14 protein-coding genes are annotated in these 15,458 nt (G+C 37.2%); 12 read left to right on the top strand and 2 right to left on the bottom strand.

Annotated features, from left to right (window positions below; translation table 11 throughout):
• Position 1: 1 nt before the first annotated feature.
• The 7 genes from rodA to xerD all read left to right on the top strand — a co-directional run bounded on the left by rodA (position 2) and on the right by xerD (position 6,487).
• Positions 2 to 1,531 carry a rod shape-determining protein RodA gene (gene rodA, locus HU137_RS06955; RefSeq protein WP_182043057.1) on the top strand — a complete coding sequence of 510 codons (1,530 nt, stop codon included), beginning with the start codon at positions 2 to 4 and terminating at the stop codon, positions 1,529 to 1,531.
• Between the two features lie 116 nt (positions 1,532 to 1,647).
• Entirely contained in the window at positions 1,648 to 2,958 is a 1,311-nt protein-coding gene (locus HU137_RS06950; protein ID WP_182043056.1) for an aspartyl protease family protein, read from the top strand.
• Between the two features lie 58 nt (positions 2,959 to 3,016).
• Complete coding sequence (locus HU137_RS06945; RefSeq protein ID WP_182043055.1) at positions 3,017 to 3,448, top strand: deoxycytidylate deaminase; 432 nt, start codon at positions 3,017 to 3,019, stop codon at positions 3,446 to 3,448.
• A gap of 1 nt (position 3,449) precedes the next feature.
• Entirely contained in the window at positions 3,450 to 5,027 is a 1,578-nt protein-coding gene (locus tag HU137_RS06940; protein ID WP_182043054.1) for a S41 family peptidase, read from the top strand.
• 40 nt (positions 5,028 to 5,067) lie between these two features.
• Positions 5,068 to 5,304, top strand: coding sequence for an addiction module family protein (locus HU137_RS06935; protein ID WP_182043053.1), 237 nt, complete (start codon positions 5,068 to 5,070; stop codon positions 5,302 to 5,304).
• Positions 5,294 to 5,590, top strand: coding sequence for a type II toxin-antitoxin system RelE/ParE family toxin (locus HU137_RS06930; RefSeq protein WP_182043052.1), 297 nt, complete (start codon positions 5,294 to 5,296; stop codon positions 5,588 to 5,590). The genes HU137_RS06935 and HU137_RS06930 overlap by 11 nt, the downstream gene beginning before the upstream one ends.
• Positions 5,591 to 5,599: 9 nt before the next feature.
• Entirely contained in the window at positions 5,600 to 6,487 is an 888-nt protein-coding gene (gene xerD / locus HU137_RS06925) for a site-specific tyrosine recombinase XerD (RefSeq protein WP_182043051.1), read from the top strand.
• A 37-nt stretch (positions 6,488 to 6,524) separates the two neighbouring features.
• On the opposite strand, the gene HU137_RS06920 is transcribed toward xerD, so the two are convergent.
• Positions 6,525 to 9,353 (bottom strand): hypothetical protein, encoded by a 2,829-nt coding sequence (locus HU137_RS06920; protein ID WP_182043050.1) that lies wholly within the window; start codon positions 9,351 to 9,353, stop codon positions 6,525 to 6,527.
• A gap of 66 nt (positions 9,354 to 9,419) precedes the next feature.
• Positions 9,420 to 9,917, bottom strand: coding sequence for a KOW domain-containing RNA-binding protein (locus HU137_RS06915; protein ID WP_182043049.1), 498 nt, complete (start codon positions 9,915 to 9,917; stop codon positions 9,420 to 9,422).
• Positions 9,918 to 10,030: 113 nt separating this feature from the next.
• On the opposite strand from HU137_RS06915, the gene HU137_RS06910 reads away from it, so the two are divergent.
• From HU137_RS06910 to HU137_RS06890, 5 genes are all read left to right on the top strand, one after another.
• Positions 10,031 to 11,137 (top strand): hypothetical protein, encoded by a 1,107-nt coding sequence (locus HU137_RS06910; RefSeq protein ID WP_220457182.1) that lies wholly within the window; start codon positions 10,031 to 10,033, stop codon positions 11,135 to 11,137.
• 24 nt (positions 11,138 to 11,161) lie between these two features.
• Positions 11,162 to 12,760, top strand: a complete 1,599-nt coding sequence (locus tag HU137_RS06905; RefSeq protein WP_182043048.1) for an FG-GAP-like repeat-containing protein — start codon at positions 11,162 to 11,164, stop codon at positions 12,758 to 12,760.
• 68 nt (positions 12,761 to 12,828) lie between these two features.
• The gene (locus HU137_RS06900; protein WP_182043047.1) at positions 12,829 to 13,944 is read left to right on the top strand and encodes a hypothetical protein; all 1,116 of its coding nucleotides are present in this window, start codon (positions 12,829 to 12,831) and stop codon (positions 13,942 to 13,944) included.
• Positions 13,945 to 14,072: 128 nt separating this feature from the next.
• Positions 14,073 to 14,438, top strand: coding sequence for a hypothetical protein (locus HU137_RS06895; protein ID WP_182043046.1), 366 nt, complete (start codon positions 14,073 to 14,075; stop codon positions 14,436 to 14,438).
• 104 nt (positions 14,439 to 14,542) lie between these two features.
• Positions 14,543 to 15,445 (top strand): DUF3347 domain-containing protein, encoded by a 903-nt coding sequence (locus tag HU137_RS06890; protein ID WP_182043045.1) that lies wholly within the window; start codon positions 14,543 to 14,545, stop codon positions 15,443 to 15,445.
• Positions 15,446 to 15,458: the final 13 nt, after the last annotated feature.

Genomic DNA, 15,458 nt, shown 5'->3' with positions numbered 1-15,458 from the left:
GTTGAGCCAAAACAGATCATTAAGAGGAATTGATTGGACGGTGATTATCATGTGCCTGATGCTCATAGCCTTCGGGATTATGAACATTTATTCTGTGGAACCTGATAAAGGAGAAAGACAACTTTTATTTTTCGGACTAAGCTTTATCGTCATCATCGGATTGCTTTCCTTATCATCGATTACTTCCAATTTTTTTGAAGTTTATAGTCCTATTCTTTACCTCGGCGCATTGATTTTATTGGTAGCCGTCCTCATTTTTGGAAAAGAAATCAACGGAGCCAAAGCTTGGTTCAATTTCGGATTCGTCAGTTTCCAACCAGCTGAAGTCGCCAAACTCGCTACCGGACTGGTTTTGGCCAATTTCATCAGTTCACCATCGGTCGAAATCAATTCCCGAAAAACCATATTAACCGCTTTTGGAATCATCGCCATTCCGGTTGGACTGATCTTGATGCAGCCCGATTTGGGTTCTGTCCTGGTTTTCAGCGCCTTTATTGTAGCACTTTATCGAGAAGGTTTTTCAGCTTGGTACATTTTCATTCCGGTTATCGGAGGAACGCTTTTTTTGCTTTCTATCTCTTATCCTACTTATTATGTGCTCACCGGAATCGGATTTTTAACCTCGATCATTTGTTTGATTACCATTGGATTTACCTACAACCGTAAACTTTTAAAAAATGTCATGGGTATCCAAATGGGATTGGTGGCATTTTTCATCCTTTTGATTTTACTCCAGACGTTTTTTCCTGAATTGGGCGCCATAGAAGACCCGACTGCCAAACAATATGTAAAACCAGATGTTCTGGCTTTCAATGTGTATTTCTATTCCGGTCTTGGTCTGGTCATCGCTATCCTTTCCGCATTATCCGTTTCCTATTTTATATTGCGCGACAATGCAGAATCACCTTATAAAATGCTGAGTGCGGAGTTTGGTTCTAACCAATCTTATGAAGCGGCAATCATCTCAACTGTCATCTTTTTTATCGTTTCGGGCATTTCACTTTCATCCTCCAAAATCTATTCAGAACTCCCTAAACATCAACAAGAAAGGATCATGGTGCTTTTTGAAGGCGAAAAAAAATTCCGTGACACTTCCGGTTATAATTTATTGTACTCCAAAACCGCAATTGGCTCAGGAGATCTACTCGGTAAAGGCTATTTACAAGGAACGGTAAAAATGGGAAAATTCGTTCCGGAACAATCTACCGACTATATTTTTTGTACAGTTGGGGAAGAATGGGGGTTTGTAGGAAGTACTTTATTGGTCATTTTTTACGGACTTTTCATCCTTCGAATTTATTACCTCGCCGAAAACCAACGCAGCGTTTTTTCCCGGTTTTTTGGTTATTCCGTAGCCACGATTTTTCTCATTCATTATTTCATCAACATCGCCATGGTCATGGGACTTTTCCCAACCGTCGGGATTCCACTTCCATTTTTCAGTTATGGAGGAAGTTCGCTTTGGGCCTTTATTACGCTCATCACCATCTTACTTATCCTCAATTACAAAGACAAACAAAGTTTGATTTAATTTCAAAATAATTTGTTTTCACATCAAGGAAAAGGATTGCTGTATCAAATTCCCAACTGCTCAAACAGAAGCAATATTTTTACCCAAACCAACTGAAAATTTGTAAATTAGATTTGATGTACAGGAAATTCATTTTATTGATTTTTAATTCAATTCTTTTCCTAACAAATTTACACGGACAAGATTTCGAAATCGAAAAGAGCAAGAACAAGTTTTCCATTCCGTTTCAGCATGTGGGAAATTTGGTCATTCTGCCCATCTCCATCAACGGTTCCATTCCATTAAATTTTGTTTTGGACACCGGCTCTCCCTACACCATCATCACCAACCTAAATGCCATCCAACATTTTCAATTAAGAAAAGGCAAAAGAATCAGCGTTTCCGGTCTGGGACGCGACATCCAGACAATTGAGGCTTATTCGTCAAAAGAAAACACGATCCAATTGGGAAAAGCCGTTTCCAACCACACAGACATCGTTTTGATTTTCGAAGAAGGATTTGATTTAAGCGGTCGATTTGGGATTCCTATTTATGGTATCATCGGATATGACATCTTAAAAGATTTTATAGTCGAAATCAATTATGGTAAACATAAAGTAATTTTCTACGAACCCAATTTCTTCCATAAAAAAAAGGAATTAAGAAAATATAATGCGCTTCCTATCGAAATTAAAGGTAAAAAACCCTTTCTCCAACTCAATGCGCAAATTGCCGGAAATGAAGTAGACCTCCAACTTCTGGTGGATACCGGAAGCACCGATGCGCTTTGGCTATTTGAAAAAGAAAAAGTCCAAATCCCAAACAATCACATCGAGGATTATCTCGGTTACGGCTTAAACGGAGAAATTCACGGCAAAAAAACCAGAATTTCAAATTTGAAATTGGGTGCATACGAATTAAAAAATCTCACCACATCTTTCCCTGATAGCATTTCCGTTTCAAATGTGATCCGTAACAACCGAAACGGAACCGTAGGCTCGGAAGTTTTACGCAGATTCAATACGATTTATGACTACCAAGAAAAAAAATTATGGATCAAAAAAAACCGATTTTTTAAAGAAGAATTTCATTATAATTTAGCCGGGCTGGAACTTTACCAACCTTATGCAGATTTGCCCTATTTGGAAGTTGCCTACATCAGAAAAGGCTCTCCTGCAGATCTCGCCGGATTGAAAAAAGGAGACGCCATACGATTGGTCAACGACAAACGAATTTCTGTTTTTAAGGTCAATTCATTTGAAGAAAAATACGATCCACAAAAAACGGATGTGATCCTGATAGAAGGAAAAAAACGAGACCCTATTTCTCTTCCGGAAATCATCGATCTCTTTAAAAGTGATGAAGGCAGAGCAATAGAAATTGTCTATACCCGAGGAACAAATGATGTGAAACGCTATGCCAATTTCAAATTGAAAAAGTCGATTTGAACCTTTAAATTTTTCTTAAATCAATTTTTCATTTCCTTTCTTTTTCTAACTTGCGGCTATGAAGGAAGCCAAACAGCTCAAATACGACAAAGCCTACCTGCGGATGGCGTTGGAATGGGGAAAATTATCACATTGTCACCGTCGGAAAGTTGGTGCCATCATCGTCAAAGACCGGATGATCATTTCGGACGGGTACAACGGTACACCAAGTGGTTTTGAAAACCCTTGTGAGGACGATGAAGGCTACACCAAATGGTATGTACTTCATGCCGAAGCCAATGCGATTTTAAAAGTGGCCAACACTACCCAAAGCTGTAAAGGTGCGACACTGTACATCACGCTTTCTCCATGTAAAGAATGCAGTAAACTCATTCATCAAGCAGGGATTACACGCGTGGTTTATTTGGAAGAATACAAAGACAATTCGGGTATAAAGTTCTTAGAAAAGGCCCAAGTTCAATTGGTTCATTTACAAGCAGAAGAATTGTAAAATGAGAACTTTTTTGAAAATCCTAAATGTTGTTTTAATTGCACTGATGGTTTTGATCATCGGATTCATGTTGGGCAGAAAATACGATATCGCCATTGACGAAAACGATAATCTAGTCGGCCTCGAATACAGCGCTAACGAGCAGAAAATCAGACGACTCGTTTCGCTCATTGATGATCAATATATGGAAGAAGTCAACACCGATAGTTTGGTGGACAATGCCATCAATCAAATCATAGGACAACTTGACCCTCATAGTACTTATCTCAATGTAGAAGCTTTGAAAAAAGTCACACAAGAAATGAGTGGAAGCTACCAAGGCATAGGCGTCCAAATCCGAAAAATAGACGATACGCTGACCATCACACAAGTTTTGCCCCAAAGTCCGAATTATCAAAAATTGAGAATCGGTGATAAAATTTTAAAAATCGACTCAATTGATTTAGGTGAAATGAGTTCGGATAATGCGCAGAAATTATTCCGTGAAATCAATTCCAATAAAATCAATTTGCATCTCATCCGAGAAAAATCCGACACGATTATTCAAGCAAAAAAAGGAGACATACCCATTCCAAGTATGATTTCGCATTTTAAAATCGATCAAGATTTAGGGTACATCAAATTGGTACGATTTGCAGAACATTCGGCAGAAGAAGTACATGAAGCCTTAAAAGATTTGAAAAAACAAGGCATGAAATCTTTGGTGTTGGATTTACGTGGAAACCCGGGTGGCATCATGAAAGTTGCAGAGCAAATCGCCGATGAATTCCTCAAAAAAGATGAACTCATCGTCTATACCCAAGACAAAGAAGAAAAACGAAAATACATTTATGCGACCAGCAAAGGTCTTTTTGAAAACGGAAAAATCTATGTTTTGATCGATGAAGGTTCTGCTTCCGCCAGCGAAATCGTAGCCGGTGCTTTGCAAGAATATGGACGAGCAACCATCATAGGCCGTCGCTCATTTGGAAAAGGATTGGTCCAACGCGAAATCAGTCTGGGAGACGGTTCCAGAGTTCGGCTGACCGTTGCGCATTATTATACACCATCCGGTCGTTCCATCCAACGTCCTTATGAGGAAGGAAAAAAAGTTTATTCGGAAGAATTGTACAGACGCATCAAAAGCGGAGAATTGCTTTCAAAAGACAGCATCAAGATCAATACTGAATTGGCTTATAAAACGCCTTCCGGCAAAATTGTCTATGGCGGTGGAGGAATACTTCCGGACGAATTTGTCGCCGTTGATACTTTGCAATTGAAAGGTTGGATTTTACAAAATGCCTATTCAGAAAACAATTTGAATTTCTTTTATCAAAAAATCATGGAAAACCGATACAATCCTTTTTGGATGAACGAAAATTGGTTTTTAAATCATTTTGACATCACACCGATTTATGAAGATTATTTAGGCGTTTTGGGCATCCGAAATGATCGTGTCAATGAAGAAGAAGCGGAATTATTGAAAAATTTCATTCGCTCATCCATCGCTGAAGAACTTTTTGGCACCAATGCGCTGTACAAAGCTTGGTGGCCGGAAGACAGTATGATACAGCGGGTTTTAGAATTAGAAAACAAATAATATTTGTACAATTTGTAACTTTGATTAAAATCCAAAAATCATGGAAACCAATTTAGAATTAAAAAACAGAATCAAAAAATACATCGATACGGCTGACGATCAAATGCTCAAAATTTTCAATGCCATCATCGATTCTCAAACAAATTCAGGCTTTCAATTGTCGGATGAGGAAAAGAACATTCTGGATCAAAGACTAAAATTTCACCAAGAAAACCCAAATGACGGGAAATCTTGGGAGGAAATAAAAGATGCCCTAAAAGTGCAATATGGCATATAATGTAATCGTAAAAACTTTAGCCGAAAAAGACATTACCGAAGCAATTGAGTGGTTACATCAACAATCTGAAAATTTACCAAAAGAATTTCTAAACGACATCGACATAAGTTTAGAAATCATCAGAGAGAATCCTGAACATTTCCAAAAAAGATATGATCATTTAAGAATTGCGTTTACACAAAAACTTATGTACGGAATCTATTATACGATTGAAGAAAGTACCATTTTTGTTCATGCTGTTTTACACTCCAAACGCAATCCTGAAACAGGAATTCAAAGAAAATAACAAAAATACATGGACTGGAAAGAAGCTTTTTCTGAGTACAAATCTTATTTAAAATTGGAAAAAAGCCTTTCCCAAAACACGATCGATGCTTATTTGCGGGATTTGAAAAAGTTGGAGAAATTTTCTAAAAACGAACCTTTGAAAATTTCGCAGTCCGATTTGGAAGAATTCGTTTATCAATACGCCAAAGAAAATTTCGCAGCGCGTTCCCAAGCCAGACTCATTTCTTCTATCAAAAGCTTTTTCCTTTATCTCCAATGGGAAGAATGGCGAGAAGACAATCCGGCTGAATTACTCGAATCGCCTAAACTCGGGATGAAATTGCCCGATACGCTTTCGGAATTTGAAATCGACCAACTCATCGCCCAAATCGACCTCAGTTTACCGGAAGGCGAACGCAATCGAGCTATCCTTGAAACCCTTTACGGATGCGGCTTACGGGTTTCGGAGTTGACGGAATTGAAATTGTCCGATTTGTTTTTTGAGGAGAATTTCATCCGTGTCATAGGAAAAGGAAACAAACAACGCCTAATTCCGATTTCAGAGTACACCGTCAAATTCATCAACATCTACAAAAACGAAATTCGTGTTCATCTTCCCATCCAAAAAGGATTTGAAGATTTTGTTTTTTTGAACCGAAGAGGAAAAAAACTGACGCGTGTGATGATTTTCACGATTGTGAAACAATTGGCGGAAAAAGCCGGAATCCGCAAAAACATCAGTCCGCATACCTTTCGGCATTCCTTTGCGACGCATTTGTTAAAAAACGGTGCGGATTTGCGATCCATTCAGATGATGCTCGGTCATGAAAGCATCACGACGACGGAGATTTATACGCATTTAGATGATCGAATGATACGCGATGCGGTGTTGAAATTTAATCCGAGGAATGGGTGAATTATCATTATACTTCATAAATCAAACTTCCCACTTCTCAATACCAACCTCGCCTTAAATAATTAATAATACTACTCAAATTAAAATTAAACGTAAACCTGATCCTTTCCCAATATTTATCCATCGCCGGTTCAAACCCAAGCGAGGACTGCACCGGAAGATAAAACTCCAAAAAGTCTGGGATGAATTTCACTCGGATTCCGGTATCGTAAATGAATTCGGCGGTTTGGAATTTATTTTTGTACACACCCGCATCAGCATAAACATCAAATATTTTCCAAATGGGCAATTCAAAATTGGTCGCAACCACCCATTGATTTACTGTAAAATCAAATTGGGATTTGAATCCGGATTCCGCCATGACGTATTGTTGACTCAGGATTCCGGAGCTTTCTGACCGTCCTAACAAATTGATATTGAATGCATAATCCGACACTTTGCTCACTCCGAAATTAAAATAATCCGTATCCGATTCATTGGAAATGAAACTTCCGGCAAAGAGTCTGATTCCCAATTGCTTTTTCGGTGCAAAACGCCATCGATAATAAATTTCGCCCATGACTTTTTGGAAAACTTCGGTGGTCTGAAACGTAACTGAACCATAAGATTCGTTGATGTAATCCGGTTTCGAATAATAATACGTCAAATTCCAAAGTCCGTATTTGTCTTCATCGGTTTGCACATCAAATTTAGGAACTTCCTTATCCAAATTATCATAACTGAACATAAATCCATGCGAAAGCGTTTCTCGCGGATCTTTTTCAAAGTTTGTCGAAGCATAAACCGACCATTTCAGATAGGTTAAATCCGCGTCATAATGTTCATATTTTGCACTTCCGCCAATTGTAATCGATCTGAAAATTGTGTTTTGAGGCGTAAACGTATTTTGAACACCGCCACTTCCGGCAATTTTTCCGGTTCCGGTAGAAATTTTGGGTGTGATATTCCATTTGAACGGACGTGTCAAAAGAGATTGGTTATGAAAACGCATCCCGATGAGGAATTTGTCATAATTGTTCCAACGGATCTGCGGATTCATGAAAATCTGCGCATATTCGGGATTTTCAATGTCCGAATACAATTTAAATTGCAATTTCTTTCCATTTTTAAACAAACCTCGAGTGCGCATATAATTGTCGCGGTCATTGAATTCGGGAAAAAGATAACCGGGATTCAATTCGATTTTATCGTATTCGCCTTTTGGAAAAGAAACTTCGGTGATTTTATCGGTAGAATTATACCATTCTTCTTCCACAGGAATTCCGGCTTTTGAAGCGACGACTTGAAAAGGTCCGGAAAATTGGGTTTGGTTTTTAACCATAATTTTCAAATCGGTTTCGGTTGCTTCAGAATTGACCAATTTGAAATTGATTTTGTCTTTTTTATCGATGTAATCATCAAAAAACCAAGACAAATCTTTAGGTGAATTCTCGATCAAATAATTTCGGAAATCCATTTGGGAAACGAGTTTCCCTCGATTTTCTTCACTAAATCTTTTGACCAATTCATAAAAAGTTCCATTTTCTAGGTATTGATCCATGTAATAAAAAGTCAAACCCGTTTTGAATCCACTCATGGCGATTTGGTTCATGTTGCTCAACTCGTCCAGCGGCGTATTGATCGCTTGATCATAATTTTGACGAACCAAATAGAGATAAAGCAATTTGTATCGGTCGTTCATCTTCAATTTCGCAGCATGAAAAAAGTTCAAAGGTTTGATTCCCAGTACTTTTATTTTATCAGGTAAATGACCAACGAGTTTCAAATCGGGGAAAGTTTCGTCCACATATTTCATTGTCAAATAAAATTGCAAACCATTTTTCAGCCAATGATCCTCAATTTTATTGATGGAAAAAAGTCGGTCGACATATTCGTAACTCAAAATCTGAAAAAGTTTGAGTGCATTTTTTTCTTCTTCACTAAACAATTTGACTTCAAACAACCAAGCATCGAGATCATCGACTCCGAAATATTCCTGTTCTTTTTTGGTTTTATAGGAAACAAACAATTGATTGGTCGGTAAATGTCCGAGATGATCTTCCAGAAAGCGGAGCTGATGCGGCAAAAGTGAATCGACAATTGGTTTTTCAATGGTATCATAAGAAAATCCGAAATCCACATTGATACCCGATTCTTTTAAAAGAAAACTGTGTTTTTCCAATTCATTTTGGGTCAAATACACTCGAAAATGTTCCATATTTTCTGCAGTCCAACGCTCTCCATCCCACTCCAAATCACTGGTCATCTGATAATTTTCAGGATGCTCCAATTCCAATTCATAATAAGAAGGATAAGCCGTTAATTCTTCAAAGTCTTTATAATGCTGCAAAACCCAATGCCCGAATTCGTTTACCGTAGCGGGTTGTAAAAAGAAATATTTCAAAAGATAATTTCCATTTTCAGACCGGCCATAACGTGTAAAAGCATCGCTTGGAATTCTCACGGTATAATTGGCTCTCAAACGGATTTTTTCACCTCTTCGCCAAAAAGTTGGGAGGCTAATTTTGATGAATTCTCTTTCTTGAATTTGATAAGAAAGGCTGTCATTTTCAACATTTCGAATTATCAGATTTCCAGCTCCTCCTCTGTCTTCGCGTTCTGAAAAATGAAGTGCACCTTTTCGGTCTTGGAGTTTGATTTTGTTTAAAACTGTGAGTTTTCCCGAATAAGCATTTGCCCAATTATGGAGATAAAGTTCATTGAGTGTTTTGGGAGATTGGTTGATGAGGACAAATTCTTGTTCGACATGCATCTCATGACGAGCGGTGTCCAATTTGACTTTCAGGAAAATAGAATCGGTTTGTTGGGCAAAGGAAAATCCAAAACATATCAAATTCAACCACATTAAAAAATAAAAATTCCTCATTTGTCCCGGAAAGCGAATGGTAAAATTGTTTTAATTTTTATTGAAAACCAATTTTTTTAACAAAATTCACCTGAATTTTACTTCCGTTGCGCCTCCTCTGAATTTCCGATAAGAAGCATCATAAATTTCGATTCCTTTGTATCGGTTTAAAAGATTCATCATTTCTTCTTTTAATTTTCCCGAGCCATGACCATGAATAAAAACCAATCGGTTTCTTCTTTCTGTTCTGGCCAATTCGACTTCGTTTTCGATGGTTTGAAGTTGGATTTGGAGCATTTCGTAGTTGGATAAATTTTTATAAGAATCTACCAATTGACCGATGTGCAGATCGATTTCTTTGATTTCTGATAAAGGATTTCCTCTGGGTTTTGATTTGGATTTCTCTGAGAAATCCATTTCTACATGACTGATTTCCAAACTCTCATCAAGTAAGATTTCATGTGAAAGGTAAATTTCTTCAAAACCAAATTCATTTTCAATTGTAATTCGATTTTGATGAATCTGTTTGACAATGCCTTTTTGGTCATCATCGATTACTTTTACTTTATCCCCTATTTTAAACATAATCAAAGATATAGAATGAAAATAAACTGTGAAATAAATAGAATTCTCTATGCTATTATCATGAGAAATATCATAAAAAAACTAAATTTGACAAATTATTAACACATACACCTTTGAAAATTACCCATCCATTCTATGGAATTTTATGGATTTTCCTGATTCTTTTGCAGTCATGTTCTTCTGATAATGAAGGCATTCCTGAGGAAGAAGCAGAGGAAGTTTCTCCTGTTGTGATGGATTTAGATGCGGTTCCCTATCCAAAATTATCGGATTATCATTTTTTCAAATTACCGCTCTCTGATTTAGAACCAGTTTATGGCGTCCTTCCTTATGAGCCGATTTCAAGTTTGTTTTCTGATTATGCAAAAAAGAAAAGATTTGTATGGATGCCGGAAAACGTCTCAGCCAGTTTTGATGGTGATGCTAAAACGCTGAATTTTCCTAATGGTACAGCTTTGATCAAGAATTTTTACTATGAAAAAGTGCAACCCGGAAATTTAACCCAAATCCTTGAAACCCGATTGATGATTAAAATTGCAGGCGAATGGATTTTTGCGAATTACGTTTGGAATGAAGATCAAACGGAGGCTTTTTATAATATGGATGGAGGTTTTGTTCCGGTTATTTGGTCAGAAAACGGCCAAACGAAAGAAGTCAATTATAGAATTCCACATGGCGCTGAGTGCGTCACTTGTCATAATTCGAGTGAGATTCCACTTCCTATTGGTACCAAACCCCAACATTTGAATAAAAATTACACTTATGATGGTGAAACAAAAAATCAATTAGCGAAATGGAAAGAATTTGGGTATTTAACTGATTTCCCAAACCAGATTAATACTTTGGTGGATTATCATGATGAAAACCAAGATTTAGAATTAAGAGTTAGGTCTTATTTGGACATCAATTGCGCACATTGCCACTCTGACAACGGATTTTGTAATTATCGATACATGCGGTTTGGATTTGAAAGGACGCATGAACATGATAAAATGGGAATATGCATAACACCCGATGAGGACATCACGCATTGGCCGGAAGTCGGTGAACCTACGCATATCATTTATCCGGGAGATCATGAAAAATCGGTGATTTATTATCGATTGAATACTGTAGAAGAAAGTTACCGAATGCCTTTACGAGGCAGAACATTGATCCATGATGAAGCTGTTGAAATGATCAGCGAATGGATTGATTCACAAGTAGAAAACTGCGAATAAACTATAAACTAAATTAATACGCACATGAAAAGGAATATTTTACTCTTAACTGCTGTTTTAGCATGTATATCTCTAGATGCACAGCTCAATTTCACGACAATAGAAGTACCTTCTCAAGGGAGTTACCAGCGTTGTGTAGTCGATATGAACGGTGACTTTTTGGATGATATCGTATCGGTAAGCAGTACCAATATCAATATCCTTTTTCAGTCAGAATCAGGGTTTGATGCTCAAAACTTCCCGACTTCTCCGGCTGATAATAATCCGGGATGGACATTGGCTGCCGGTGATTTCAACGCAGATGGTTACAATGATCTACTTTATGGTGGGCATAATGGAGCTACTTTTATGTTTTCAGACGGAACCGGAAATGGCTTTGTAGAAAACTCTCCCGGACAATACATTTTCTCTCAACGCACTAATTTTGTGGACATCAACAATGATGGACATTTGGATGCTTTTGTATGTCATGATGTTGCACCCAATGTTTATTACCTCAATGATGGAGAAAACAATTTGGATTATCATCAGGGAGGAATTGGAGATTATCCGGACGGAGGTCATTACGGTTCGCTTTGGGTGGATTATAACAACGATGGTCTGATCGATATGCACATGTCCAAATGTGGTGGTGAAGAAGAACGTTATACTGACAATTTATTCCGAAACAATGGTGATGGAACTTTTACTGATGTCGCTTCTATGGCCAATATGGATCTTACAACCCAAACCTGGTCAACTGCCTGGGCTGATTTTAACAATGACGGCTTTATGGATGCGATGGTGGGCGTAAGTTCTTTCAGTACCGGTGGACAAAAATTGATGCGTAACAATGGTGACGGAACTTTTACTGATGTAACTTCCGGTTCAGGCTTTGATAATTTCAATCATACCAGTTGGATTTATGCTCTGGCGGATTTTAATAACGACGGATGGGTTGATGTGTACGGAAGTGGAGACAAAGTGATGATCAACAATGGAGACATGACTTTTTCTCCAGTAAATGTACCTTTTTCGACCGCTAGTATTGGAGATTTAAATAACGATGGATTTTTAGATGCATTTACATTTGGGGAAATTTATTTGAACAATGGGAATTTAAACAACTGGCTAACAATCAACACAATTGGAACAGAAAGTAACCTCAACGGAATCGGAGCAAGAGTTGAAATTTATACGGCAATGGGCAAACAAATTCGCGATGTAAGAAGTGGCGAAGGATTTAGTGAAATGAACACATTAAATACCCATTTTGGAATAGGTTCTGATCATGAAATTCAACAAGTAATCGTACGTTGGCCATCTGGAATCGTAGATGTAATTGAAAACCCTGATATCAATTCCACTTTGGTAATCGTAGAAGGAGACCATCAAATGAGTGTTTCAGATTTGGAAAGCAAACTATTTAGCATTTATCCCAACCCGGTAAAAGACATCCTAAACATACAAGGAACTTCTATTGAAAATTCAAATTTTGAAATCTTCCACATTACAGGTGCAAAAATGATGAACGGAAAAGTCAATAATGGAAAAATAAATGTAAAACACTTAGCCAAAGGTATTTACATCATATCCGTTAAATCTGAAGGAAAAATTTCAACGCTGAAATTCATAAAACAATAATTTAATCATTAATCAAATTATCCTTTTGTGATATGCAAAAGGATAATTTCTCCCAATTAACACAGCACATGCAATTAAAATTTAAGACCTTATTTACTTATTTATTTCTTTCAGTTTGGCTCATCAATTGTTCCGGAGATGATGCTCCTATCATCATAGATGACGATGATGATCCGATTGAAGTTTCTCCGGTAGTTTATGAAATCAATGCAGATCCTCATCCCAAATTATCGGACTATAATTTTTTCAAATCTCCCATGTCAGACCAAGACCCGGTTTATGGCGTACTTCCATTTCAACCAGCTTCGCAACTTTTTACGGATTATGCCAAAAAAGAACGATTTGTCTGGATGCCGGAAAATTCCAGTGCAAGCATAGGACAAGATAATGAACCTATAAATTTCCCGGTTGGAACCATTTTAATCAAGAGTTTTTACTATGAAAATGTAATTCCGGGAAACACTAAAAAAATCATCGAAACCCGCTTGATGATCATGAAATCGGAAGGATGGATTTTTGCCAATTATGTTTGGAACGAAGAACAAACCGAGGCCTTTCTCTCTGAAGACTTGATTTTTGTTCCGATTAGTTGGATGCATAATGGCGTACAACGCGACATTCAATACCAAATCCCAAGTAGTTCTCAGTGCTTCATGTGTCACTATAATAGCGGAGCCAACCACCCGCTCGGACCTAAGCCTCAGAACCTCAATTTTGCCATCCAATATGAAGATGGTCAAATGAACCAATTGCAAAAATTAAAGGAATTTGGTTATATCAGCAACGAAGTTCCGGCCAATATCAATTCGATTGTAGATTATAACGACGCTTCCCAATCATTGGATATGCGGGCAAGATCCTATTTTGAAATCAATTGCGGACATTGCCATAAAGACCAAGGCTACGCCGAATTCTATCCTTTGCGATTGAATTATACACCTACTCCTGATTATCAGGCAATGGGATTCTGTGTCGAACCCAACCTGGGCGGACATCCGGAAATTCCGGATGGTGTCCATCATGTGGTATTTCCCGGAAATCATGAAAAATCAGTGCTTTATTACCGTATGATATCTGTCGACGATAGTTTTAAAATGCCAGTGGTAGGTAGAACCATCGTTCATGAAGAATCTGTAACTTTGATTACCAATTGGATCAACTCGTTTGAAGAAGATTGTTTTTAAAAACTAAATTTTAAATAAACTGAACTTTTCGGTAAGAAAAGTTCAGTTTTTTACCAAATTCTATAAAGCTTAACCAATATTCTACAAATTCCCTTCCAATAAAAATGTATATATTTGGTTCTTAAAGGATGAGAAATCGTTTTTTCATATACTGCTTCTTTCTATTTGGGATCCTATTGATTCCCAATACAAGTTTTGCATGCAGTGCATCCAAAACAGAAAAAACCTGCTGTTCCAAATCCAGTTCTGAAAAAGAAAAAAAGGATTGTTGCAAAAAAGAAAATACGGACAAAAAAACAGACAATGATTGTAATGGAAATTGCGGTCATTCTTCCTGCACTTGCTCATCCGTTTCTTTTAGTTTCTTCTTTTTACAGGTTTCAAATATAGATTTAGGGATTGATTTCAAAAATTTTATAGAGGAAATCAATTACATCTCTACGTTATACTCTACTGATTATCAATTCATTTGGCAACCGCCCAAAATAGGTTAATTTTAATTTTGACAGCCTAAATTATATCCATTCGGGACGAAAAGTCCCTGAATAAATCGTTCAAATTATTTAACCATCGGAACTATCCGAATAAAAAATCCATTATGCAATTAACAATTAAATATACCCTGACTTCTTTGGCATTCTTATTATTTATCACTTGCCAATCTCAAATCAAAAACACCAAAACGATTTCCGAAAACATCAAAGGAAATTGCGGAATGTGCAAAACCACCATCGAAAAAGCCGGTAACCTTAAAAAAGTAGCTGAAGTAAATTGGGACCAAAAATCCAAAACAGCCACTATCAGTTTCGATAGCCTTCAAACCAATAAAGACGAAATCTTAAAACGAATCGCATTGTCCGGCTATGATAATGATGCCTATTTGGCTCCAGACGAAGTCTATGCAGCATTGCCAGGCTGTTGTCAGTACGAACGCGATCATTCTGATGCAACGATGAAACATGAAAACCATTCAACAGAAATGAAGCATGAAAACCATTCAAACAACATGGCTCATCAATCCCATAAAATGGAACAATCTTCAAATGAAAACACAACTTCAAAATCGGAAAACCATGAACTGAATACGGTTTTTGAAACCTATTTTTCACTCAAAGATGCTTTGGTGCTTTCAGACGCAAAATCCGCTTCCATAGCCGCTTCCAATTTAGTCAAAGCCATCGAAAACGTGAAAATGGAAAAATTGGAACATAAAGAACATATGGTTTGGATGAAAATTTTAAAAGAAATCAATTCTGATGTGAAATCAATTTCAAATTCAAAAGACCTTGAAACCCAACGCAAACATTTTTCAAGCTTATCGACAAACTTTTACGATTTGGCAAAAGCATCTGACATGCAATATCCGATTCATTATCAAAATTGTCCGATGTACAATGGTGGAAAAGGCGCCAATTGGTTAAGCAAAGAAAATCCAATCAAAAATCCCTATTATGGCTCAAAAATGATGAGTTGTGGAAGTACGGTTGAAACGATTCAATGATCCTTTAATTCCT

Origin of the sequence: Moheibacter lacus, assembly GCF_014042165.1 — a bacterium.
Lineage (GTDB): Bacteria > Bacteroidota > Bacteroidia > Flavobacteriales > Weeksellaceae > Moheibacter > Moheibacter lacus.
This window is presented reverse-complemented; position numbering and strand designations above follow the sequence as displayed.

Coding starts and splice junctions, on each gene's coding strand:
- HU137_RS06950 (WP_182043056.1), top strand. CDS start 1,648: ATGTACAGGAAATTCATTTTATTGATTTTTAATTCAATTCTTTTCCTA.
- HU137_RS06945 (WP_182043055.1), top strand. CDS start 3,017: ATGAAGGAAGCCAAACAGCTCAAATACGACAAAGCCTACCTGCGGATG.
- HU137_RS06940 (WP_182043054.1), top strand. CDS start 3,450: ATGAGAACTTTTTTGAAAATCCTAAATGTTGTTTTAATTGCACTGATG.
- HU137_RS06935 (WP_182043053.1), top strand. CDS start 5,068: ATGGAAACCAATTTAGAATTAAAAAACAGAATCAAAAAATACATCGAT.
- HU137_RS06930 (WP_182043052.1), top strand. CDS start 5,294: ATGGCATATAATGTAATCGTAAAAACTTTAGCCGAAAAAGACATTACC.
- xerD (WP_182043051.1), top strand. CDS start 5,600: ATGGACTGGAAAGAAGCTTTTTCTGAGTACAAATCTTATTTAAAATTG.
- HU137_RS06920 (WP_182043050.1), bottom strand. CDS start 9,353: ATGAGGAATTTTTATTTTTTAATGTGGTTGAATTTGATATGTTTTGGA.
- HU137_RS06915 (WP_182043049.1), bottom strand. CDS start 9,917: ATGTTTAAAATAGGGGATAAAGTAAAAGTAATCGATGATGACCAAAAA.
- HU137_RS06905 (WP_182043048.1), top strand. CDS start 11,162: ATGAAAAGGAATATTTTACTCTTAACTGCTGTTTTAGCATGTATATCT.
- HU137_RS06900 (WP_182043047.1), top strand. CDS start 12,829: ATGCAATTAAAATTTAAGACCTTATTTACTTATTTATTTCTTTCAGTT.
- HU137_RS06895 (WP_182043046.1), top strand. CDS start 14,073: ATGAGAAATCGTTTTTTCATATACTGCTTCTTTCTATTTGGGATCCTA.
- HU137_RS06890 (WP_182043045.1), top strand. CDS start 14,543: ATGCAATTAACAATTAAATATACCCTGACTTCTTTGGCATTCTTATTA.